Origin of the sequence: Vallitalea guaymasensis (genome assembly GCF_018141425.1) — a bacterium.
Taxonomy (GTDB): Bacteria; Bacillota; Clostridia; order Lachnospirales; family Vallitaleaceae; genus Vallitalea; species Vallitalea guaymasensis.
Window position 1 is genome coordinate 3221096 of the sequence record NZ_CP058561.1, and the last position, 23377, is coordinate 3244472.

General features: G+C 30.8%; 20 protein-coding genes and 1 pseudogene. 18 read left to right on the forward strand and 3 right to left on the reverse strand.

Annotated features, from left to right (window positions below):
- Positions 1 to 3: 3 nt before the first annotated feature.
- Entirely contained in the window at positions 4 to 855 is an 852-nt protein-coding gene (locus tag HYG85_RS13940) for a helix-turn-helix domain-containing protein (protein ID WP_212690177.1), read from the reverse strand.
- A 194-nt stretch (positions 856 to 1049) separates the two neighbouring features.
- Between HYG85_RS13940 and HYG85_RS13945 the strand changes: the two genes are divergently transcribed.
- The 5 genes from HYG85_RS13945 (at position 1050) to HYG85_RS13965 (ending at position 6175) form a co-directional block, all read left to right on the forward strand.
- Positions 1050 to 2072: a Gfo/Idh/MocA family protein gene (locus tag HYG85_RS13945; protein WP_212690178.1), complete on the forward strand. Its 1023-nt coding sequence runs from the start codon at positions 1050 to 1052 to the stop codon at positions 2070 to 2072.
- 63 nt (positions 2073 to 2135) lie between these two features.
- Positions 2136 to 2987, forward strand: a complete 852-nt coding sequence (locus HYG85_RS13950; RefSeq protein ID WP_212690179.1) for a sugar phosphate isomerase/epimerase family protein — start codon at positions 2136 to 2138, stop codon at positions 2985 to 2987.
- A 17-nt stretch (positions 2988 to 3004) separates the two neighbouring features.
- Positions 3005 to 4162 carry a Gfo/Idh/MocA family protein gene (locus tag HYG85_RS13955; protein ID WP_212690180.1) on the forward strand — a complete coding sequence of 386 codons (1158 nt, stop codon included), beginning with the start codon at positions 3005 to 3007 and terminating at the stop codon, positions 4160 to 4162.
- Positions 4163 to 4191: 29 nt separating this feature from the next.
- Complete coding sequence (locus HYG85_RS13960) at positions 4192 to 4956, forward strand: sugar phosphate isomerase/epimerase family protein (protein WP_212690181.1); 765 nt, start codon at positions 4192 to 4194, stop codon at positions 4954 to 4956.
- 403 nt (positions 4957 to 5359) lie between these two features.
- A complete protein-coding gene (locus HYG85_RS13965) occupies positions 5360 to 6175 on the forward strand; it encodes an exodeoxyribonuclease III (RefSeq protein WP_212690182.1) in 816 nt (271 codons plus the stop codon).
- 181 nt (positions 6176 to 6356) lie between these two features.
- Here HYG85_RS13965 and HYG85_RS13970 read toward each other — a convergent pair whose 3' ends face one another.
- Positions 6357 to 6887 carry a 4Fe-4S ferredoxin gene (locus tag HYG85_RS13970; RefSeq protein ID WP_212690183.1) on the reverse strand — a complete coding sequence of 177 codons (531 nt, stop codon included), beginning with the start codon at positions 6885 to 6887 and terminating at the stop codon, positions 6357 to 6359.
- Positions 6888 to 7166: 279 nt separating this feature from the next.
- Between HYG85_RS13970 and HYG85_RS13975 the strand changes: the two genes are divergently transcribed.
- The 13 genes and pseudogenes from HYG85_RS13975 to HYG85_RS14030 all read left to right on the forward strand — a co-directional run bounded on the left by HYG85_RS13975 (position 7167) and on the right by HYG85_RS14030 (position 22358).
- A complete protein-coding gene (locus HYG85_RS13975) occupies positions 7167 to 8645 on the forward strand; it encodes a sensor domain-containing diguanylate cyclase (RefSeq protein ID WP_212690184.1) in 1479 nt (492 codons plus the stop codon).
- Positions 8646 to 8903: 258 nt separating this feature from the next.
- Positions 8904 to 9251 (forward strand): annotated as a pseudogene (locus tag HYG85_RS24800) (sugar diacid recognition domain-containing protein); the annotation flags it as partial.
- Positions 9228 to 9755, forward strand: a complete 528-nt coding sequence (locus HYG85_RS24805) for a methyl-accepting chemotaxis protein (protein ID WP_408647991.1) — start codon at positions 9228 to 9230, stop codon at positions 9753 to 9755. The pseudogene HYG85_RS24800 and the gene HYG85_RS24805, both read left to right, overlap by 24 nt.
- A 150-nt stretch (positions 9756 to 9905) precedes the next feature.
- The gene (locus tag HYG85_RS13985; protein WP_212690186.1) at positions 9906 to 10877 is read left to right on the forward strand and encodes a LacI family DNA-binding transcriptional regulator; all 972 of its coding nucleotides are present in this window, start codon (positions 9906 to 9908) and stop codon (positions 10875 to 10877) included.
- Positions 10878 to 11083: 206 nt separating this feature from the next.
- Complete coding sequence (locus tag HYG85_RS13990; RefSeq protein ID WP_212690187.1) at positions 11084 to 12319, forward strand: ABC transporter substrate-binding protein; 1236 nt, start codon at positions 11084 to 11086, stop codon at positions 12317 to 12319.
- Between the two features lie 103 nt (positions 12320 to 12422).
- Positions 12423 to 13301, forward strand: a complete 879-nt coding sequence (locus tag HYG85_RS13995) for a carbohydrate ABC transporter permease (protein ID WP_113674160.1) — start codon at positions 12423 to 12425, stop codon at positions 13299 to 13301.
- The gene (locus tag HYG85_RS14000; RefSeq protein WP_212690188.1) at positions 13301 to 14152 is read left to right on the forward strand and encodes a carbohydrate ABC transporter permease; all 852 of its coding nucleotides are present in this window, start codon (positions 13301 to 13303) and stop codon (positions 14150 to 14152) included. The genes HYG85_RS13995 and HYG85_RS14000 overlap by 1 nt, the downstream gene beginning before the upstream one ends.
- Positions 14153 to 14173: 21 nt before the next feature.
- Positions 14174 to 16444, forward strand: a complete 2271-nt coding sequence (locus tag HYG85_RS14005; protein ID WP_212690189.1) for a glycoside hydrolase family 65 protein — start codon at positions 14174 to 14176, stop codon at positions 16442 to 16444.
- A gap of 43 nt (positions 16445 to 16487) precedes the next feature.
- Positions 16488 to 17363 carry an MBL fold metallo-hydrolase gene (locus HYG85_RS14010; RefSeq protein WP_212690190.1) on the forward strand — a complete coding sequence of 292 codons (876 nt, stop codon included), beginning with the start codon at positions 16488 to 16490 and terminating at the stop codon, positions 17361 to 17363.
- A gap of 43 nt (positions 17364 to 17406) precedes the next feature.
- Positions 17407 to 18090, forward strand: coding sequence for a PHP domain-containing protein (locus tag HYG85_RS14015; protein WP_212690191.1), 684 nt, complete (start codon positions 17407 to 17409; stop codon positions 18088 to 18090).
- Between the two features lie 94 nt (positions 18091 to 18184).
- Positions 18185 to 18547 carry a BlaI/MecI/CopY family transcriptional regulator gene (locus HYG85_RS14020; RefSeq protein WP_212690192.1) on the forward strand — a complete coding sequence of 121 codons (363 nt, stop codon included), beginning with the start codon at positions 18185 to 18187 and terminating at the stop codon, positions 18545 to 18547.
- A gap of 6 nt (positions 18548 to 18553) precedes the next feature.
- Positions 18554 to 20050 (forward strand): M23/M56 family metallopeptidase, encoded by a 1497-nt coding sequence (locus HYG85_RS14025; RefSeq protein ID WP_212690193.1) that lies wholly within the window; start codon positions 18554 to 18556, stop codon positions 20048 to 20050.
- 133 nt (positions 20051 to 20183) lie between these two features.
- Positions 20184 to 22358: a S41 family peptidase gene (locus HYG85_RS14030; protein ID WP_212690194.1), complete on the forward strand. Its 2175-nt coding sequence runs from the start codon at positions 20184 to 20186 to the stop codon at positions 22356 to 22358.
- Between the two features lie 170 nt (positions 22359 to 22528).
- Here the strand turns inward: HYG85_RS14030 and HYG85_RS14035 are convergent, their stop codons facing one another.
- Positions 22529 to 23278 carry a sugar phosphate isomerase/epimerase family protein gene (locus tag HYG85_RS14035; RefSeq protein WP_212690195.1) on the reverse strand — a complete coding sequence of 250 codons (750 nt, stop codon included), beginning with the start codon at positions 23276 to 23278 and terminating at the stop codon, positions 22529 to 22531.
- Positions 23279 to 23377: the final 99 nt, after the last annotated feature.

The following is a 23377-nucleotide window of genomic DNA, read 5'->3' on the forward strand; positions in this document are numbered from 1 at the left end:
ATACTATGTGGTTTTTGAGATATAAGTAAAATCCTTAACATATTTTTTCGGAGATAGACCAACTATCTTCTTGAATTTCTTATAGAAATTGGAATAATCATTGAAACCAACTAAATAACAAGCATCTGTAACTGGGACACCTTCTAATAGAAGGTGTTTCGCTCTTTCTATTCTTTTCAGATTGATGTAATCAATTATTGTAATTCCCATATGTTTTTTGAACAAATGGCATAGATAATATTTATTGATAAAAAACTTGTTGGATAACAAATCCAGATTGATGACAGTATCTAGATGGTCATTAATATATTCTAGGGTAGCCAATATTTTGGGGTCGGACTTTATAGTATTCTTATCTTTTTTTGATTCAAATATAATAGTATTCAATTTGATAATAAGCTGTAAAAGCAATGTTCTAGTCATTATATCACCAGAAGGCTTATCGCAGTATTTGTCTATTTCCATAAAATAATAGATTAAGTTGTTTTCAAGTGTATCAGAAGATTTTATGACATTATTATTACCTGACATCCTTGATTCATAGATTTCTATGGGATTATTTTCAGGTATGTCAAAAAAAGATAGATATTCTTTTCTGAACTGGATTATTTTTCGCTCGTAAGTATCTTTAATCCTTAAGACAGGTCTATGAAATTCTTTGTTATTAGTAATTATGATATCATACTTATTCATTTCATATGTTTTTCCATCTACATAATAATTAATATTATCACTGATACATAGGAAAATTTCATTGACATTATGATTATGAATAGGAATGGTGAAGTTTCCTGGAGAGATTGAGTGAAAATAGCTGAAATCCCTTTCTTGTTTGTACTGAGCGTAATCATCCACAATAAAACCTCCTTAGATTTAATGTTAATTAATGGTATCCAGATGAAAGTCATTATAGTATGACTATACTATAGTTTTATTATATAGCAATATATGCAATATATAAAGCAAAAACTTCATAGATTTTTATACTATGATTATAATACAATAACCCTATATTATAAGAATCAAATACCTTTGAAGGGAAGAAAAATATGGAAGAGGATAAGCTAGGAGTTGCCATTGTAGGTTGTGGTACCATATTTGAAAATCATATAAAAGCTATTATTGAAAATGATGAAGCAAAGTTATTATATCTAGTTGATATTGAAGAAGAAAAAGTGAAAAAGCTGGCTAGTCAGTACAATTGTTATTATAGTACTAACATTGATGATATTCTTTATGATGATAGTATTGATGTTGTTCACATACTGACACCTCATTATCTCCATTATGAGATGGCTAAAAAAGTTTTACTGGCTTCTAAGCATGTTGTTTTAGAGAAACCTGCTGCTATCAACGTGGAGGATGTTCAAGATTTGAAACAACTGTCATTGAAGATGAACAAACAGATAGCTGTAGTTTTCCAGAATAGATATAATCCATCATTGGTAGAAGCAAGATCAATTATAGAATCCAAGAGATTAGGTTCAGTCATTGGTATGAGAGCATTCATCACATGGAAAAGGGACGAGGAATATTATAACCAGGATGTATGGAGAGGAAAATGGAAAACAGAAGGAGGAGGTTTATTGATAAATCAAGCCATTCACACTCTTGATTTGATGAGATGGTTTGGCGGGAGGATAGATAAAATAAAAGGACATGTGGATACAAGGTTACTTGGTGACGTCATAGAAGTGGAAGATACCGCAGAAGCAACCATAAAATTTGAAAATGGTGCAATAGGTCTTTTCTATGGAAGCAATAACTATGTGGATAATTCACCTGTTGAGATGGAGATTGTATGTGAAAAAGGTAAGCTGTTATTAAGAGATGGTGCATTATGGTTACAAGATGATGAAAACATACAAAAAGTAGTATCTGACGATAAAATCCATGGGTACAAGAGTTATTGGGGTAACGGACATAAGATATTCATTGATAAAGTTTATAAAAAACTAATTGAAGATAAGCCAGTTGAAATAGATATAGATATTGGACTGAAAGCATTGGAGATAGTTCAAGGTATCTATATATCCAGTGAACAGAATGATTATTATAAAATGAAATATTAAAACAATATATGCAATGTAACTATATATTGAACTATAGTATGGACTATAAAGGAGGAACTTATAATGAGTAAATTTATTTTATCAGCTTTTTCTGATGAGGCATCTATGGATTTGACTACACAGCTTGATGTTTTACAAAAGCATGGAATAGAATATATGGAAATGCGTGGTGTTAATGATAAAAATGTTGCTGATTTGACACTGGAGGAAGCAGGAGAGATAAAAAAAGAGTTGGATAAAAGTGGAATAAAGGTTTCTGCTATAGGATCACCCATAGGTAAAATAGGGATTACAGATCCTTTTGAACCTCATTTGGATAAATTCAAACACGTTCTGGAATTATCTAAAATTCTTGATACAAAATATATTAGGATGTTCAGTTTCTTCATACCAGAAGGGGAAGACCCTGATGATTATAAAGATGAGACTATAAGACGCTGGAAAGGATTTTTAGAAGCAGCTAAGGATTATGATGTGATTTTGCTTCATGAAAATGAGAAAGATATTTATGGAGATATACCGCGTAGATGTTATGAATTAGTTAAAGCTCTTAAGTGTCCTCAGTTCAAATTGATATATGATTTCGCTAACTTCGTACAATGTGATGTAGAGAATTATCCTGATGGATTTGACCTATTAAAGGATGAAGTCATTTATTTCCATATAAAAGATGCACTCTATAAAAATCACAAAGTAGTGCCAGCAGGTTATGGAGACGGACAATTAGAAGAAATTCTAAGAGAAGCTAAAGAAGCTGGTTATGAAGGATTCTTGTCCTTAGAGCCACACTTAGGTAATTTTAAAGGGTTTGCAGAACTTGAAAACGGTCAGGTTAATGAAGAATTAGAAGATAGCGGTCCTGTAAAATTTGCTGTTGCAGTAGATGCATTAAAAGAATTATTAAAGAAATTATAAAATAGGAGGATGACAAAATGGAACAAGTACGTATTGGTGTTATAGGTTTTGGAAATATGGGTTCTAATCATGCTAAGTCTTTATACGAAGGCAAAGTCAAAAACGGTAAATTAGTTGCAGTCTGTGATATAAATGAAGAAAAACTAAAGAAAAGTAAAGAATTATATTCTGACATTATGTGTTATGACAATCATCATGATATGTTAGAAGATAGCAATATAGATGCAGTTATTGTCGCAACACCTCATTATGACCATCCATCTATTGCAATTGATGCATTAAAAGCTAATAAGCATGTCGTGATAGAAAAACCAGCAGGGGTATATACAAAAGCTGTACGTGAGATGAATGAAGTAGGTAACAATACAGATAGAGTATTCGCCATTATGTACAATCAAAGAACTGACCCTTATTATAGTAAGGTTAAAGAACTTATTGATGCTGGTGAATTAGGTGAAATTAGAAGAGTCAACTGGATAATTACTGACTGGTACAGACCACAAAGCTATTATAATTCAGGTGGATGGAGAGCTACTTGGGCTGGTGAAGGGGGAGGAGTACTCCTAAACCAAGACCCTCACCAACTTGATATATGGCAATGGATTTGCGGTATGCCTACAAGAATTAGAGCATTTTGTCATTTCGGTAAGATGCATGATATTGAAGTTGAAGATGATGTAACAGCATACGCTGAATATGCTAATGGAGCAACTGGAGTATTTGTTACATCTACAAGTGACGCACCAGGTACTAACCGTTTAGAAATAAGTGGTGATCAAGGTAAAATAGTTGTAGAAGACGGTAAAATAACATTCTGGAGATTAAGGGTATCAGAAAGAGAATTCAACGCAACATTTACTGGTGGATTCGGTAATCCAGAGTGTTGGAAGTGTGAAATCAATGTAAAACCTAATCCACTACAACAGCATGTAGCAATCCTAACTAACTTTGTTGATGCAATATTAAATGGTAAAGAATTGATAGCACCCGCAGTTGAAGGAATCAGAGGACTTACAATATCTAACGCTATGCACTTGTCTGCATGGACGGACGATTGGGTAAACCTACCTATTGATGAAGATCTCTATTACAGTAAATTACAAGAAAAGATTAAGAATTCAACAATAGTAAAAGAAACTAAAAGTGTCACTCTTGATGTTGATGGAACTTTTTAAAATATAATAATGTAAGGAAGGTATAATTTATGAAAATAGCAGCGCAACTTTTTACAGTACATGATTATTTAGGAACAAAAGAAGATTTGGATATGACCTTCAAGAAAGTTAAAGAAATGGGTTATGACTATATTCAACTATCTGGAGCAGGATACATAGACGATGAAAAAGCTGAATATGTAAAAGGATTATTAGAAAAATATGAACTAATCATGTGTGTCACCCACATGAGCTTTGACCAATTAGACAACGAATTAGATGCTTTATTAAAATATCACAAATTATGGGGTTGTGATTACATCGGAATAGGTTCAATGCCAAAACAATTTTCACGTGATGAAAAAGGCTACAAAAGTTTCGCAGAATGGGCTAATAATATAGGAGACATAGTATCACAACAAGGCTTAACCTTCGTATACCATAACCACAGCTTTGAATTCGAAAAATACAACGGTAAAACAGGCTTAGAAATCCTAGCAGAAGGATTCAACAACCATGTTCAACTATTATTAGATACTTACTGGGTTCAAGCAGGTGGTGCCAACCCAGCATCATACATCACTAAACTAGCAGATAAGATCGATATAATACATCTAAAAGACTACGGTATCAAAAATTACGAACCATACTTCGCAGAAATAGGATCAGGAAACATTGATTGGCAAGACGTCATCAAAGCATGTAACCAAGCAAGAGTAAAATACGCAGCAGTCGAAAGAGACAAAGGAGAAATAGAACCCTTTGAAAGTTTAGCAATAAGCAGAAAATATTTAAAAGAAATTCACGGATTATAGAATATCAAATTCATACTGAGATTAAATAAGCAATTACTTATTATTTTTAATATCTAAGATAGCCAACAAATTTAAATAACGAAGAAAAAGTGTTTTGTAATTACATTAATGGGTATTCCAAGCAAAATAGTATATGTATATGTGAAGTAGTGAGGCAGGACGCCGAACCCAGCTTTTTGCTCAGGACGAGCAAGTAGCTGGCGTAACATATACATATACTATTTTGCAATAACCAAGTCCGAACAAAACTCTTTTTCTGACTTACTTGCTAATTAATACTAAATAATGGTCAAACTAAAAATATTTAACTTTGCCTAACTATTCAAGTTAGTATATAATATACTAAAAATAGTTGACTACAATTAATATACATACTGTAGCATAATGGGCAAAGGAGGACATGATGAAACTAATATCTTGGAATGTTAACGGTATAAGAGCTTGTATTAAAAAAGGCTTCTTAGATTTTTTTAATGAAGTAGATGCAGATATTATGTGTTTACAAGAAACCAAAATATCTGAAGGACAAATTGAACTGGATCTTGACGGATATTATCAATATTTTAATTATGCAGAAAAAAAAGGCTACTCCGGCACAGCTATATTCTCTAAGATGGAAGCTATATCTGTCAAAAATGGAATAGGTATTGAAGAACATGATCAAGAAGGACGAGTTATAACTGCCGAATACGATAACTTTTTCTTAGTTAATGTCTACACACCTAATTCTAAAAGAGGACTGCTTAGACTTGATTATAGAATGCAATGGGAAGATGATTTTAGAGACTATGTTAATGAACTAGATAAAATCAAACCTGTTGTCATCTGTGGTGACTTGAATGTAGCCCATAAAGAAATCGATCTAAAGAATCCAAAACCTAATCAAAAGAATGCAGGATTTACCATTGAAGAGAGAACTAAATTGACTAATCTACTAGAATCTGGCTTTATAGATTCATATAGGTACTTCTATCCTGAGAAAGAAGGGGCTTACAGCTGGTGGTCATATATGTTCAACGCTAGACAGAATAATGCTGGATGGCGCTTAGACTACTTCACTGTCTCCAATAAATTAGAAGGAAAGTTGGAGGGGGCAGATATCCTATCAGACGTATTAGGCTCAGACCATTGTCCTGTTCAGTTAGAACTTGATATTGAAGTAAACGAATCCATAAATAATAATTTTTCTGAAAAACAATTAGAATTAGATATAGTATAAAAATTGTTAAATACAGGTGAAAATAATAACTAAAAATAAAATAGGTAAATATATCAAATATAACTAATCATCAATAACATAGTTATACCGATATATTTACCTTGTTTTTATTAGGAGTTATATAATACTGTAGGATTGTATATATAAATGTATTATTAAAAACTTTAGCTAAATGTATTAATTAATTTTGCATATCAGGTATTTTAACAGTATTGTTTTTAGACTTAGCATCTTGACTGTTTTTAATTAAAGTACAACCATGACCCATAGGGCATATCTGGCACCAGCTTCTTGGCTTGAAGACAATACCAATAACGATACCTACTATGAATGACATCAACATGAATCTATAAAACACTTTAGCTATTACCAAAAAATGGAACCCGTGATTAACAATAGCATAAGTTAAAACAATACTAAAAACAGAAAGCATTATGGACAAAATGATATTCTTTGCTTTGTTGGTTCTTAACCATTTTGGAAGGGTATGACCTAGAGATATCCTTCTAAGGAATTTTCCTAGAAAAGAACCTCTTGGACAGTATTTTGAACAATGAATCTTACCTCTACCTCTTATAGCATGATATATAGGGGCACCCATACAAACAATTCCTAGAATGCCGAATCTCATATCAATTATTCCTAATATGAAAAAACTTATGATAATTATATAACTCCATCTCTGATGACCTTTTCCAGTTTCTTTTTTCATTATTTATTTCTCCTTCTTTTAATTATATCTATATATTATTATATTCAAATATATAGATATGTCAACAGAAATTATACAAAAACTTAATTTATTAATTTAGAATTTAATGGATATAATATATGAAATAATTAGAAAAATATATTGATTTATGTAATAATTTACCATTATATATCTTTTATTAAAGTTGAAAATATTGTAAAATTATGCTAAAATGATACTAACTATAATGAATTATGCCTAATCATAATAGTATATTAAGACTAGGTTAGGGGCGGTTATATGTGTAATAAGTTAAAGTCTAACTTAGATTTAAAAATTATTATTAGAAGTTTTATAATAATTTTTACTGTGTTCAGTATATCTTCCATATTTGTTTATCAGCAAACCACCAAGAAATTTCGCACTGATACAACAAAACAAATATGTCTAAAATCCCAGCTTGTTAATAAAGATATCACCAATATATTTGAAAACAAAAAAATAATATCAGATATTATTGAGGCAGATGAAGACGTTCATAATTATCTGTTGGAAGTCAAAGACAGAAATGATATTACAACAAATATTTTATATCCAAAAGTAATAAATAACTTTAAAAATATAATAAAGTCACATGATGATATATATACGATTTGGGTTGCCAATGAACAAGCCAACTTTTATATAGATGCAATTGGAAATTCCGACAGTAGCAATTATGATATCTATAAAAGACCGTGGAGAGAACAAGTTGCTGGTTCAGATGAGGTTATTTTAACAGATCCTTATATAGAATATGGTACTTCCATAAAGGTCATATCTATAATTAAAGCATTGAAACAAGATAATAAAATAATTGGTTATGTTGGTATAGATATCACATTAGATAAAATATTCACTATAATGGAGAATTATATTGTAGGGAAAAAAGGAATGAACTTCCTAATAAATAAGGATTATGAATTCATATATTCATATGTTGGAGAAAATGAAGAAGATATAGTATTTAAGAATAAATTAATAGAACGTGTTAAAACACTTGATAAAGATTGTAGAGACTATAAGAAGATTACATACAAACAAAATAAATATTTTATTTATCACCATGAGATTGACCTGAATGGATGGGGAATAATACAGTTAATTCCTGAAAATGATATTGACCAAGATATAAATGATTTTTTGAAAATCATGTTGATTATATTTAGTATTGCTGCTATATCCTTATTGATAATAATCATTATGGAAGGGATAATGTATAAATTACGTGAAAACAGATTGAAGATACAAGCTAGAACAGACTCTTTGACAGGGTCAATCAATAGAAGCTATTTTATGGAGCTTGCTAAGCATGAATTTTGTCTTGCTAAAAAAGAAAACAGAAAGTTTAATCTACTGATGATAGATATTGATTATTTTAAAAGCGTGAATGATAATTATGGACATCATATAGGGGACGTTGTATTGGAAAATATGGCACGACTAAGTGTTAGCTTATTAGGTAAAAATGCCATATTTGGACGAGTTGGAGGAGAAGAATTTGCAGCCATAATAATGGATATAGATGAAATGGAAGCTTTTATAGCTGCTGAAGATCTTAGAACTAAGATTTCCAATATGGATATAAATACTGACAAAGGTAATATAAGTATTAATGTCAGTATAGGATTAACCAGTATGAAAAACAGTGATATACAGCTAAAAGAAATCCTAAAAAGAGCGGATGAAGCTATGTATGAAGCCAAGAAAAGTGGTAGGAACAAAGTTAAAATAAAATAATTTATATGGATATAAATAGTGTTAGTGCTTATTTACTATATCTTTTGATAAAGTTGAAAATATTGTAAAATTATGCTAAAATAATGGTAATTATAACAATACATGTCTATTTAGTTATAAGGTATAAATTAAAAAAGAGATTTAGATACAATTGAAACATATAATAGGTAAAATAATGTAATAAATTAAGTTGACATCTCAATGAATAGGAAAAATATTTGTTAGCCTACAAAGAATAACATGAAATGGAGTGACATTATGGCATGGGAACATGGGGTTACAAAGGAATTAGCAGATAAGATTGTTGAAATGCTTTATGAAGTTACAGGCAACATAGTAAACGTTATAGGAAACGGTGGAGAAATTTTATCATCTGTTCAAGAAGAGCGAATAGGTACAATTCATGAAGGCGGCAGACGCATCATGATAGGAGAGGTTGATGAAGTAGCAATTACCCCTGAAATGGCAAAAAATATGCAAGGAGCAAAACCAGGATATAATGGTGTTGTTAAGATTGACGGAAATAGAATTGCATGTATTGGCATAGGGGGAGACCCAGACCGAGTAAAACCATTACAGAATATGGCGGCTATCATTGTAAAGGAAGAAATACAAAGACATGCGGATTATAAAGCAAGAGAACGGTTTGTTGAAAAAGTTGCAGAAGAAATACAGGATATATCCGCAGCAATTCAACAGGTGACAGCTGGAGCTGAACAGATCTCAGAGCAGACTAAACAAGTAGAGAGTATCACCCAGCATACAGAAGGTCAGATTCAAGATGTGGACAAAATGGTAGGATTGATTAGTGGAATTAGTAGTCAAACCAACTTATTAGGATTAAATGCAGCAATTGAGGCTGCAAGGGCAGGAGAACTAGGACGAGGATTTGCAGTGGTTGCTCAAGAAATTCGTAAGCTTTCAATGAATTCCGCAGATTCCCTAAAAGATATTACCAATGTGCTGGTTATAATGAAAGGCTCTTTGGTAAAAATTATAGAAGGGGTACATAAAAGTACAATTACAACAGATGAGCAAACAAAAGCTATGCAGCAAATAGCAGAAAGTATTAATACCTTACAAATGGAAACAGAAAGTTTTATTAGATAAACAATTATAGGGACTGTCTCAAAATAATGATTTTGAGACAGTTTTTTAAGTTGAAATCATGAACTTAATTTTTCTTGTCGACATGAATATATTTTGTATGATACAATAATCTAATACAGTAAATACTAACAATATGAAAGGTGATGTTATATGGTAAGCATTAAAGATGTTGCCAAGAAAGCAAATGTATCCATATCATCTGTATCCAATGCATTAAATGGTAGAGCAAATGTAAGTGAGAAAACTAGAAAAAGAATTATTGAGATAGCCAAAGAAATGAACTATTATCCTAATACAATGGCTAGAAATCTTAAAGTGAAAAGAACCAAAACAGTAGCTCTTTGTTTTAGTCAATTTGATAGAAATTTCTACTTTGAAATCATAAAAGGAATCAATGATTGTGTTGTACACAATGGATATGATTTAATTATATGTGCTCATCATTCTATAGAAAAATTTCTGAGGAATGGTTTTATTGATGGTGCATTGGTATTGGATAAAAATGTAACAGATGAATTAATAATATCCACAGCAAGTGAGGAACTGCCAATTGTTCTTTTGGATAGAGAACTTGAGAAAGAAAACATCTATTCTGTAGTTGTAGATAATTATTTAGCCATGGAAGATTTGGTTAATGGATTAATCAAAAAAGGATACACTAACTATTCATTCGTTGGTGGTGTTGAGCATACCCAAGATAATATTGAGCGTTTTAAAGGACTGAAGGATACCCTTGAAAAAAGTGATATAGAGTTTATACCCAAAAATTATTATCATGGTGATTTTACTGAAAAAAGCGGTTATCAAGCAGGAAAGCTCATGATTATCAGTAACGATATCTCAGAGGTAGTTATATGTGCAAATGACAATATGGCTATAGGAGTAATGAAAGCTTTTAAGGAATCAGGACTAAAAATTCCAGAAGATGTCAGCGTAATAGGTTTTGATGATATTGAATTAGCGAGTTATCTTGAACCACACCTAACTACAATTTCAACTCCAAAATATGAATGGGGAATGTATGCAGCTAGTATATTATTTCAAGTTCTTGATGAAGAAAAAACAAATATTAAGCCTAATAAAATAAAAGCCAATATAAAATGGAGAAATTCCAGTAGGTAAAATTTTTTGCTGACTTTATAAAACGTTTTATAAAAATATAATTATAGACACCGATAAACTATTAAAAGTCATATAATTATAACAAAAATAATGCTATATTATAAACTTTAATATAAAAAATAAACAAAATAATATTTGACATGAATAAAAAATCATGATATTATTTTGTTGTTATTAATAAAACGTTTTATAAGGAGGAAAAAACATTGAAGAAAATTAGATTGCTATTAGTATTGGTATTAGTATTATCCACAATGGTTGTAGGGTGTAAATCATCAGAAAAAGAAAGCACAACATCAAAAAAAGATGATGTGACTATTACATTATTTCAATCAAAAGTTGAGATAACAGAGCAGTTAGAAAAATTAGCAAAAGAATATAGTGAGATGACAGATGGAGTAACATTAGAAGTATGGGGAGCTCCAGGTGGAGGATATCACACTCAATTACAAGCTAAATTAGTAAATGGACAAGGTCCAACAATTATGTCAGCTATTGGTAAAGATGCTGAAGTAATCAGCGATTATCTATATGATCTTTCAAATGAAGATTTTGTGAAATACATAGCTCCAGGAACAGCTGTTATGAATGGTGAAAAACTTATAGGTGTACCTTACGGAGTAGAAGGATATGGTTTTGTTTATAATAGTTCTTTGGTTAATCCTGATGAAGTAACTGACTTGGCTTCATTTGAAACAAAATTAAATGAATTGAAAGATTCAGGTGTTCAACCAATAAGTTTATCAAGTGAGTCATATTTCTTGATAGGTCATATTTTAAATATACCTTTTGCATTACAAGACGATCCAGCAGCATTTGTTGAAGGATTAAACGATAAAACTAAAACTATGAGTGGAGATCCATTATTTGAAGAATGGGCTAAATTCATGGAAGTAATTAGAAAAGATGGTACAAAACCTTTGGAAATCAAATATGATGTTCAAACTGGTGATTTCGCTACAGGAAAAACAGCTATGATTCATCAAGGTAACTGGTGTTATGGTATGTTCAAAGATTATGATGTGAACTTTGATATGAGTATACTTCCAATGCCAGTAAATGGTAATGATAAAATCAGTGTTGGTATACCTAATGCATGGGCTATCAATGCAGGTGCTTCTGAAGAGGAAATAAAAGCTGCAACCGATTTCTTTAATTGGTTATTCACAAGTGAAAGAGGTCAAGAGTACATTATAGATGAATTTGGATTCATACCAGCAATGACAAACATGAAAACAGAATCATTAGATCCATTAGGAAAAGCAATTGCAGAATATACAGCTGATGGTAAGACATTACCATGGGTATTCAAGAGTTGGCCATCAGGAATAGTTAAGAATGATTTCTTATCAGTAGCTCAAAAATTCTTTGCTGATGAAAACATGAATGGTTCAGACTTATTAGCAGAATTAGACAAGGCATGGGCTAACGCAACAAAATAAAAATACAAATAATAGATGAAACAAATTTTGGTTGAGAGAACTATTATAATATAGTTTTTTCAACCATTATGATATGTATTTAAACGACTAAAAGGAGGCAGCTATGAAAAAAAAGAATAGAAATAAGATTTGGTTTGCTATTTTTACATTTCCAACCATATTCATTTTTTTTACTGTTGTAATTATACCATTTCTAATGGGTATCTATTATTCATTCTTCCAATGGGATGGAATACCTGTACACCCTAAGAAATTTATAGGATTAGGTAATTACATAAATATGTTTTCGGATACAAGATATATTAATTCAATCTTATTGACTTTGAAATATACTTTAATCGCAGCAGTGTTAATCAATATTTTAGGATTGGCATTTGCATTATTGGTTACTACAAAATTGAAGGTAAGAAATGGTCTTAGAACAATGTTCTTCGTACCAAACCTTATTGGTGGACTTATTCTTGGATTTATATGGCAATTCATTTTTATGAAAGTATTTGTTGGATTAGGTGAATCAACTGGATTCCATGGTATTTTCTTCAATTGGATACTAGATGAAAAATTTGCTTTACTAGCTATAGCGGTTGTAAGTACATGGCAAATGGCAGGTTATATAATGATTATCTACATAACTGGAATACAAAGTATACCAGGAGAATTATTGGAAGCAGCAAAAGTTGATGGAGCAGGCTATTTCAGCAGATTGAAAAATATTATGTTCCCATTGATAGCACCATCATTTACTATCAGTCTATTTTTAAGTTTATCAAATTCATTCAAGATATATGATGTCAACCTTTCTTTAACCGAAGGTGGACCATATAATTCAACTGAAATGTTTGCTATGAATGTATATAATGAAATTTTTGGTTATAGAAATTTTGGATACGGACAGTCAAAAGCGATAATGTTCTTCTTATTTGTAGCTTTGATTACATTGATTCAAGTATACTTTAGCAAAAGAAGAGAGGTTGAGATGTAATGGAAAATAAATTATTTAAAAGAACGAAAAAAATAATAATAGAATTATTGGCATTGCTTATAGGTATAATTTATTTACTGCCCATATATGTTATTGTAGTTAACTCCTTCAAGAATCGTGCTCAGATGTATGATAATGTATTGTCACTACCAAAAAAATTAGATTTTCAGTTCTATAAGATTGCCATGGAAAAAATGAATTTTTCTAATGCATTCATAAACTCAGCAATCATTGCAGCGATAAGTATAACATTAATCGTAATCTTATCATCTATGACTGCTTGGATGCTGGTTAGGACAAAACATGTAATAAGCAAGATTGTATTTTTCTTATTCATAGCTACCATGTTGATTCCGTTTCAATCAATCATGATGCCTTTAATGCAGTTTATGGGATCTATATCAAGAAATACAATTTTCCCAATGATCAATACGAGATTTGGACTTGTCTATATGTATATAGGATTTGGAGCCAGTATGGCAGTGTTTCTTTTTCATGGATTCGTTAAGGGAATACCTGCATCACTAGAGGAAGCGGCAACAATTGATGGGTGTAACAAATGGAAGATATTCTGGAAAATTATATTTCCAATATTAAAACCTACTACTGTAACGGTTATAATATTAGACTTAAGATGGATATGGAATGATTTCTTGTTACCTTCATTGGCACTATCAAGTAAATCACTTAGAACTATTCCCTTGTCAACATTTTATTTCTTTGGAGAGTTTACAATAGAATGGAACTTAGCTATAGCAGGATTGGTAATGACTGTAATCCCAGTAATTGTTTTCTACATATTTGCACAAAAATATATTATACAAGGTGTAACAGCTGGAGCAGTAAAATAGATAGATAGGATGTGGACATAAATGAGCAGTATCAATTTATGGGGATATACAGAAAAAAATTTCCAGAAGGAGAAATATCCCCTAAATGAAACTTTATTTGCACTTGGAAATGGTTATATTGGGACTAGAGGAAGTTTTGAAGAAAAATCTGATTTCGGTGGACATGATGGAACTTTCATAAATGGTTTTTATGATTATTATGATTTATCATATGGTGAAAAATATAATGGATATCCAGACAGAAGTCATGCAATGTTAAATGTAACTAATGGAAAAAAAATTGATATATATATTAATAATGAAAGATTCAGTCTAGAAAAAGGTACTATTAAAGATTATGTCAGAGAAATAGATTTCAAGAAAGGTATACTCACCAGGAGAGTAACATGGATATCAGAAAAAGGTGATGAGATTCTATATGAGAGTGAAAGATTAGTAAGCTTTTATGAGAAACATCTTATGATATCAAAGATTAGAATAACCCCTTTGAATTTTGATGGTGATATAAGGGTTGTTTCATATCTTGAAGGAGACGTCAAGAACATTACGAAAGAGAATGATCCAAGAATCGGTGTTGAATTTCATGGTGACGAACTGAAGGTTTTAGAATGTAAGATAGATAATAATAGAGGAGAAATAATTTCAAAAACAAAATCTTCTAATTTGGGTTTAATATGTTTAATGGCAAATAATATCAAGTGTGATGACCAGTACGATTCATTTTATGAACAAAATGATAAAAGTGTAAGTCATGTGTTCAATATAAAAGCAGAAAAAAACAAGGTAATAGATCTTGAAAAATATATTGTATATAAATCCTATAAAAATGAGTTGAACGATAATCTATACTCAGAGGTAATAGGTATAGTAGAAGAAGCTTTTACAAAAAAATATGATTTCTATAAACAAAAGCAAAAAGAATTCATAGATGATTTCTGGTTCAATACTGATATTCTTATAGATGGAGATGATGCTACACAACAAGGTATCAGATTCAATATGTTTCATTTACTTCAATCTGTCGGTAGAGATTCATTAACTAATATTTCAGCAAAAGGTCTTACAGGAGAAGGGTATGAAGGACATTATTTCTGGGATACAGAGATATATATACTCCCGTTTTTCCTATATACCAATCCTGATATCGCCAAGCAATTAGTAAATTATAGATATAATCTATTAGATTCAGCTAGAAAAAGAGCCAAAGAGATGCAGTATAAAAAGGGAGCATTATATCCTTGGAGAACCATAAACGGCGAAGAGTGTTCTGCATATTTTCCAGCAGGTACAGCACAATATCATATAAATGGTGATATAGCATATACAGTTTGTAAGTATGTAGAAGCCACTAATGATGAAGAGTTCATGGTTGAAAAAGGAGCTGAAATACTTATTGAGACAGCAAGACTATGGCTTGAAATAGGTCATTTCAATAGTAAAGGGGAATTCCATATCTGTTGTGTTACAGGTCCTGATGAATATACAGCTATAGTAAATAATAATGTATATACTAACTTGATGGCAGCAAATAATTTACATAATGCATATAAAGCAGCTATGCTACTACAAAAAAAATATCCAGCACAATATAAGAAGCTGATAGATAAAATAAATATTGAAGAATCGGAAATAGATAATTTTGAAGTGGCTGCAAACGAAATGTACGTACCATATGATGAACATAGAAAATTATATCCCCAAGATGATAGCTTTTTTGATAAACCTAAGTGGGATTTCATAGATAGTGAGGATAAGCATCCTTTATTAATGCATTATCATCCTCTTAATATATATAGAGCACAGGTATGTAAACAAGCAGACCTGATACTTGCAGAATTTTTACTAGGCGGTTATTTTGATAGAGAACAGAAAATTAGAGATTACGATTATTATGAAAAGATAACTACTCATGACTCTTCATTATCTACGTGTATATTCAGTATAATGGCTAATGAACTAGGATTGTACGACAAAGCGTATGATTACTTTGGTGATTCAGTACGGACAGATATTGATAATTTACATAATAACACTTCTGCTGGTATCCATACTGCTAATATGGCAGGAGCTTGGATGTCGATAATATATGGTTTTGCAGGTATGAGAGTAGAAGATGGTGCTCTCAGATTTTCACCTCATTTACCTAATCAATGGAATAGTTATAGATTCAGGGTTTCTTTCCAAAGAAGGATAATAGAAGTTTGTGTCACTAAGAATAATACTGAATTTAAAATACTTCACGGTGAACCTATAATGATATATAATGAAGAAAAATCAATTAAGGTGGTATAGAATTGATATCTTAATTGTTAGTCATTGATAAGGAGTAATGCATATGAAAGATTTAACATTTTATGGAACCAGTGCTGCGGAAGGGATACCAAGTCCTTTCTGTGACTGTTATTTATGTAGAAATGCCAGAGAAAAAGGCGGTAAAGAAGTTAGAAAACGTTCTATGTTCAGGATAAATGAGGAAATAACATTAGACCTAGGAGCAGATTCTTTTGTTCAAGCCATAATGTATGGTGATTTTATTAATCTGGAACATGTTTTAGTTACTCATACACACGAAGACCATTTTGCTTATATGATGATGAATGTAAGAAATATGGCTACCCATAGAATTGATAGACCTCTGAATTACTATATGACCGATAAAGCTTATGATATATTGGAATTCTATAGAAAAAGCAAACCCATACTAAAGGGTTGTGTAAATGAATTAATAGAAAGAAATATTATAGCTTTTCATAGATTGGAATTTGGGCATACATATAAGATAAGTAATATAGAGGTAACCCCATTAAAAGGTAACCATTATGGAAATATGCAGGAAAACAGTGCTAATTATATAGTGAAACTACCTAATGGCAAAATATTATTTTATGGGCTTGATACAGGTTATTACCTAGATGAAACATTTGAAGCTCTAAAGAAATATCATATCGATTATTATATCAGTGAATGTACATTTGGTACTGCAAAAGACAGGGGATTAAAACCTGATGGACATTTGGACGTTGATAGCTGCAAATTGGTATTCAAGAAGCTATTAGAGCAACATACCATTGATGAAGATACTAAGATATATCTGACACACATTAATCATTGTCACTTGTCCACGCATGAAGATTTAGTAGAAATATTTGATAATACTGATTTGCCCTGTAAAATTAATGTTGCATACGATGGTATGTCAATAGAAGAATAACTTAGACTATAATTTGACGAATACATAGAAGGAAGATGAAAAATTGTTTAAATATGATTTGCATATACATACTAGTGAGACGAGTTCTTGTGCTAAAGTTTCAGCTACAGATATGATAAAAATATATAAAAATGAAGGATATCAGGGAGTTGTTATTACCGACCACTTCAAGAAATTCTTCTTCAAGAATAGTAAAGGTAATACCTGGGAACAAAAAGTTGATGATTTCTTAAAAGGCTATAGAGCTGCAAAAGAAGAAGGTAAGAAGCAATCAATGGACGTACTCTTAGGTATGGAAATAGCTTTTATGGAATATGATGAACCAGGAAATGATTATTTGGTTTATGGTATTACAGAAGAAATACTAAAAGGAATGCCTAGCCTTTTAGAAATAGGAATAGAGGGACTTAATGAGTTTTGTCGTGAAAAAGGATTACTGTTATATCAAGCTCATCCTCTAAGGAAAAATTGTAGATTGGTTGATATTAATCTTTTGGATGGAGTGGAAGTACATAATGGTAATCCTAGACATGATTCACATAACGATGAGATACAAAAGATTGCTGAAGAAAATAATCTGAAAATGACATCAGGTTCTGATTATCATGAATTGGGTGATGAAAGTAATGGAGGGATTATTACTCCAAAACGTATTAGGACAAATGAAGATTTGATAGAAGTGTTACAGAATAGTGAATATGAATTATATAGAGGAAAAACTAAATAGATAGGTTAGAAAAAGTGTGGTTTGACAATGTAAAAGCAGTGTGATAAAATTCTGATAGGTCTATTGTAATAGATTTTATTAGGAGGCAATAATAATGAATGAACAATATAAATTATTTGATGCGGAATACAAGTTTATGTTGATAATATGGGAGAATGAGCCTATTAATTCAACTCAATTAGTCAAACTTTGTAATGAAGAGCTTGGTTGGAAAAAATCTACCACGTATACAGTACTAAAAAAATTGCAAAACCGTGATATATTAAAAAATGAAAAGGCTATTGTAACTTCGTTGGTTAAATTTAATGAAGTCAGAAAATATGAAAGTGAACAACTTTTGGATAAAGCATTCAATAGTTCTTTACCAAAGTTTTTAGCAACCTTTCTCAATGACAAGAAAATTACAGATGAAGAGGCAGAAGAATTAAAGCGTATCATTGATGAGAGTAGGGGTTAACATACTATGGGAACTATAAAAGATATTTTTCTGTTTGTTTTGAATATGAGTTTAACAGCAACTTTTGTTGCTGTTATTGTTATATCCATAAGGTTATTATTATTAAAGAGATTGCCAAAGTTCTATGTATGCTTTTTGTGGTGGATTTTATTATTTAGACTAATCAGTCCTGTTTCAATGACAAATAATTTTAGTCTGATGAATATAGCTAAACCAGCAATGGAAGAAGATATATCAATTAGTTACTTACATGATAATATCTCAACAATGCCATTAACAAAAATGGTATTTGACTCAGATATTAGTAATGATTCAGTCACATCAACTAGTCATACAATAAATAATGCAGATAGAGATTGGAATTTTAATATATTACTTATAGCAAGTATTGTTTGGGTGTTAGGTATAATCTTTTTAGTTGTTTATAATATGATTTCATATATAAGAACCTTATCACAAATTCGTACAGCAACTATTTGTAGAGTACCAATCATAAATGACATAAAAAGAGTACTTAAGATAAAGAGAGATATAAAAATATATGAAACAGATATGATTGATAGTCCTTTTGTATGTGGTATCTTAACTCCTAAAATATATATACCTGCAAGGATAGATAAAACACAACTACCATATATTTTGACACATGAATGTGTACATATCAAACGAAAAGATTATCTAATAAAACCTTTTTCATATTTATTACTTATTATGCACTGGTTCAATCCATTAGTATGGGTAGCAATAAAACTATTTAATCAAGATATTGAAATGGCATGTGATGAAAAGGTTATTAGTATATCAGGTGAGAATACCATAAAGGAATATTCTCATACCTTGCTTTCTTTTGGTATCAAAAAAAATGTATCTTTTTTTGGTTTGTATCCATCTTTTGGTAAGAGTCATTTGGCAGTGAGAATCAATCATATATTAAAACTTAGGAAGCGGTCAACATATGAGAAAATATTAGTAACTATGTTTGTCGCGGGTATAGGAATTTGTCTTGTAACAAATCCTTCAATAAGCCAAGCTAAGAAAATTACACAAGACTGGAAGGGCGGTCATACTCAATGGAGTGATATCAATGAAGATTATTTCTACAAAGGTTCCAAGAGAGAAGCATTAGAAGTTGAAGAACCTAAATATGATAATTCTGTAAGTATGAATGTCATTTCAAAAGATTATGACGTAGATAATCATGTAGGTATTGACATACTAGCAAATGAAGGGGAAATGATAACAGCTGTAGAAAATGGAGTAATAACATTTGTTGGTGAAGAAGGAAGTTTTAAATGTTTAATAAAGATTGATCATGGTAACGGTTATGAGACTTGGTATGGAAATTGTAAGGAGGTAAAAGTCAAAGAGACTCAAGAAATTGTTAAGGGGGAACCAATTGCGGTAATTGGTAATGAAGGAACAGGTCCTCATTTGCATTTTTCGATTTTATATAATGGTGAGTTCCTTGATCCAAAAGAATATATGGATGTTGAATTCCAATAAAAAATATATAAATATAATTTGTTGACAAGAAAGGTCTATTGTAGTAAACTTATTCTAGGTTTATTGCAATAGACTTTTTTATTAACAAAAAATATTATGTAACTATGATTAACAAAAGTTTTGAGGAGGAGCAATGAGAAATAAAATATTTATAATTACCATGTTTTTATTGATGGTATCTCAGATTAAGGTAAATGCACAAGGAAGTAATTGGCCAATTAAAGATAAGGCTTTTGGAGAAAATGTTTTATATGGACCAGAAGATAAGGTTTATAACAAATACTTGAAAAAGGAAGAGAAGTTTTTACAATATGCCATTGCTGGAGACGAGAATTCTGAGATAATAGCTGTCGAATCGGGTGTTGTTGAATATGTGAAACCTGTATTTAATCCAAATTTTTATACTTGTTACGAGTATGATTCTCATGAAGAAGGTATGAAAATCATGAAAAAACATAATATTGATACTAAGTTCTTGACCATGGGAATTTGCATCAACATTGGTTCAGGTGTAAAAGTATATTATTCAGGTATTGAACCAGGAACAGAGAAAATTAAAAAAGGCGATAAAATCCAAGTTGGAGATTTATTAGGAAAGATGGGACATTCTTCTAAGGAGATAGAAAAATACAGCCTTATCATTTCTTATGAATCAAAAAATAAATTAATCACACCCATGATGAATAATAAAGGCAACAAGGTAATCAACATATCAAAAGAGAAAGATTATAGAAACCATAAAATATCTATTGAAGACCAGCAAAAAGCTTTTAAAATATTTAAAGATTCATTGTATGAAGGTCATCCTGCATTAACAGCATATGTGGATAGAGACACATTAGAAAAGAGTTTTGATAAAGTAGAAAGTAAGTTGGTAAAACTAATGACAGCCAATGAGTTCTTTGTCATTCTTAATGATATAATCCATTTAATCAGCGATAATCATACTTACATAAATAAGACCTATTTAACTGACGATACCAAGTTATACAATAAACCTTATGACTTTCCAGTACAATTGGGTGTTGTCGATGGTAAATGCTATATTCTTAAAGAGTACATAGATATTGATAATCTTCATGTAGGTGATCAAGTTACTGCTATTAATGACAGGTCTATAGACAAGATTATAAATGACTTGAAAAAAGCTACAGGTAAAGGTGATGGGCTGATTCAGACTTTCAGTGAAAGATATCTGCTGACAGAGTCAAAAGTTTACGGTAGTGGATTTGAAACTCTATACGATATAGTGTATATGCCTAATGCTGGAGAACATTTGGATATGACCCTTGCTAAGGGTAAAAAAATTAAATGGGTATTGAAAAAAGAAAACATTGTTAAGAATACAGGAAAAAGAAAATGGATACCTTGGGAAAGCAAAATGTTAAGAAATAATATCCTTTACCTAAGAATAAATGGAATGAGTTTAGATGATGGAGTTTTATCAGATATTGAAAAACTTTTATTGACTACAGAAGCACAAAATTTAATATTGGATATACGTAAAAATCCAGGAGGAGAAGCCAAAAATATTCAAAGATTATTTTCACTTTTTGCAAAAGAAGAATTCTCCGTAGATAAGCGTTTTGAAGTAAAAAGCAATGGTAAATATGATTTTTTTAAGTACACAGAAAATATGATTCCTGACAGCAGTAAATTTCCCCAGTACATATATGATAAAGACAAAGATTGTTATTACTTAGATGGGGAAACTTCAAATGATGGATTTAAGACCTACAAACCTAATGCTGAGGGCATTTATAAAGGTAATGTTTATGTGCTTACTTCTGAGTTTACTGGGTCAGCAGCTTCCTCATTCGCCAGTCTTTTTCATGAAAAAAGAAGAGGAACAATCATTGGAAAAGAAGGTGCTGGAGGATATCATATGATGTGTGGACTTGAGTTTGCATATGTAGTCTTACCTAACACAGGATTACAGCTGAGGATACCTCTTGTTAAGACAATAAGTTCTAATCAGGCAAAGGACATACCTTACGGAAGAGGGGTAATACCTGATATTTCTGTATCAACAAGCATTGAAGATATATTATCAGAAGAAGATATATTCTTGAAGAACGTGGTTTCTTATGTTAAGGATAGAGAATTACATGGAAATATTGTTAGCAAATGGGCTGTGTCAGAAATCAAAGAATCTGTAAGTAAAAATCTAATTATACTTAAGTTGTTTAATAATCTAAGGGACTATATTACAAGAGAAGAATTTTGCCATATGATTATGGACTTATATGATAAGATAGATAGAAAACCTATAACCCAAATATTTAACAAAATAAACTTTATCAACTGATTTTTATATAACATTTAAAAGGGCTGTCTATAACACATTTTTTAAGAAGGTGCCAATATCTAGTCTATATTCATTGCTATTGACTCTGAAATGTATTATACGACAGCTTTTTTTATCTCCATTAATCTTATATAGATGTCTAACTAAGATTAATAGAATAGATTTTGATATTAATCAAACATCTTTTTAAGATTGTTAATACTAACAGTGACATTTTCTATTCCGTTTGGTTCTGGTTGGTCGTTTTCAACGATTACCCATGAACAGCCTAATTCAACAGCCTTATCAATTATAGCAGGAATATCCATTAACCCTTCACCAATGGCAGCAAATGTTTTTTCTCCATCAATTTCTTTCATATCTTTGATATGTACTAACTTGAGTATATCTTTATTTTGATTCATATAATCAATAACATCTTTATCAGCTCTTTTTACCCAGTGGGTATCCAATTCCATTAACATGTTTGATTTTTTGGTGAGATTATATAGTAAATCAAGTCCATAAGAATCATCTATAATCTCAAACTCATGGGAATGGTTGTGATATAATAATTGTAATCCTGCACTATTCAATTTATCGCTGATTGCATTTAGTTTACAAGCTAATTCATCTAATTCTTCTTTACTTTCCCATTTTGCATAAGGGCAGACAATTATTGAATTATCAATTGTTTTATTATAATCTATTATTTTATCTAAATCTTTTTCCAGTTCGTCTAGACCAATATGACTTCCTACAACTTTCAGATTAAGTCTATCCAATTCTTCTTTTAACTGTTCAGCTGAAAAACCATGAACTCCAGCTAATTCCACACCTTCATAACCAAGATCAGCAACTTTTTCTAATGTACCAATAAAATCATTTTCACATTCTTCTCTTACTGTGTAGAGTTGTAAAGCTATTTTTATATTGTCCATACTAATACCCTCCTAAAAATCCTTAAATGTCTTTTATAGATGACTTACTCTAATTAAATCAATTATACTAGTTTATTTCTGATATTTCCTCAGTTATTT

Coding starts and splice junctions, on each gene's coding strand:
- HYG85_RS13945 (WP_212690178.1), top strand. CDS start 1,050: ATGGAAGAGGATAAGCTAGGAGTTGCCATTGTAGGTTGTGGTACCATA.
- HYG85_RS13950 (WP_212690179.1), top strand. CDS start 2,136: ATGAGTAAATTTATTTTATCAGCTTTTTCTGATGAGGCATCTATGGAT.
- HYG85_RS13955 (WP_212690180.1), top strand. CDS start 3,005: ATGGAACAAGTACGTATTGGTGTTATAGGTTTTGGAAATATGGGTTCT.
- HYG85_RS13960 (WP_212690181.1), top strand. CDS start 4,192: ATGAAAATAGCAGCGCAACTTTTTACAGTACATGATTATTTAGGAACA.
- HYG85_RS13965 (WP_212690182.1), top strand. CDS start 5,360: ATGAAACTAATATCTTGGAATGTTAACGGTATAAGAGCTTGTATTAAA.
- HYG85_RS13970 (WP_212690183.1), bottom strand. CDS start 6,887: ATGAAAAAAGAAACTGGAAAAGGTCATCAGAGATGGAGTTATATAATT.
- HYG85_RS13975 (WP_212690184.1), top strand. CDS start 7,167: ATGTGTAATAAGTTAAAGTCTAACTTAGATTTAAAAATTATTATTAGA.
- HYG85_RS24805 (WP_408647991.1), top strand. CDS start 9,228: ATGGCGGCTATCATTGTAAAGGAAGAAATACAAAGACATGCGGATTAT.
- HYG85_RS13985 (WP_212690186.1), top strand. CDS start 9,906: ATGGTAAGCATTAAAGATGTTGCCAAGAAAGCAAATGTATCCATATCA.
- HYG85_RS13995 (WP_113674160.1), top strand. CDS start 12,423: ATGAAAAAAAAGAATAGAAATAAGATTTGGTTTGCTATTTTTACATTT.
- HYG85_RS14000 (WP_212690188.1), top strand. CDS start 13,301: ATGGAAAATAAATTATTTAAAAGAACGAAAAAAATAATAATAGAATTA.
- HYG85_RS14005 (WP_212690189.1), top strand. CDS start 14,174: ATGAGCAGTATCAATTTATGGGGATATACAGAAAAAAATTTCCAGAAG.
- HYG85_RS14010 (WP_212690190.1), top strand. CDS start 16,488: ATGAAAGATTTAACATTTTATGGAACCAGTGCTGCGGAAGGGATACCA.
- HYG85_RS14020 (WP_212690192.1), top strand. CDS start 18,185: ATGAATGAACAATATAAATTATTTGATGCGGAATACAAGTTTATGTTG.
- HYG85_RS14025 (WP_212690193.1), top strand. CDS start 18,554: ATGGGAACTATAAAAGATATTTTTCTGTTTGTTTTGAATATGAGTTTA.
- HYG85_RS14030 (WP_212690194.1), top strand. CDS start 20,184: ATGAGAAATAAAATATTTATAATTACCATGTTTTTATTGATGGTATCT.
- HYG85_RS14035 (WP_212690195.1), bottom strand. CDS start 23,278: ATGGACAATATAAAAATAGCTTTACAACTCTACACAGTAAGAGAAGAA.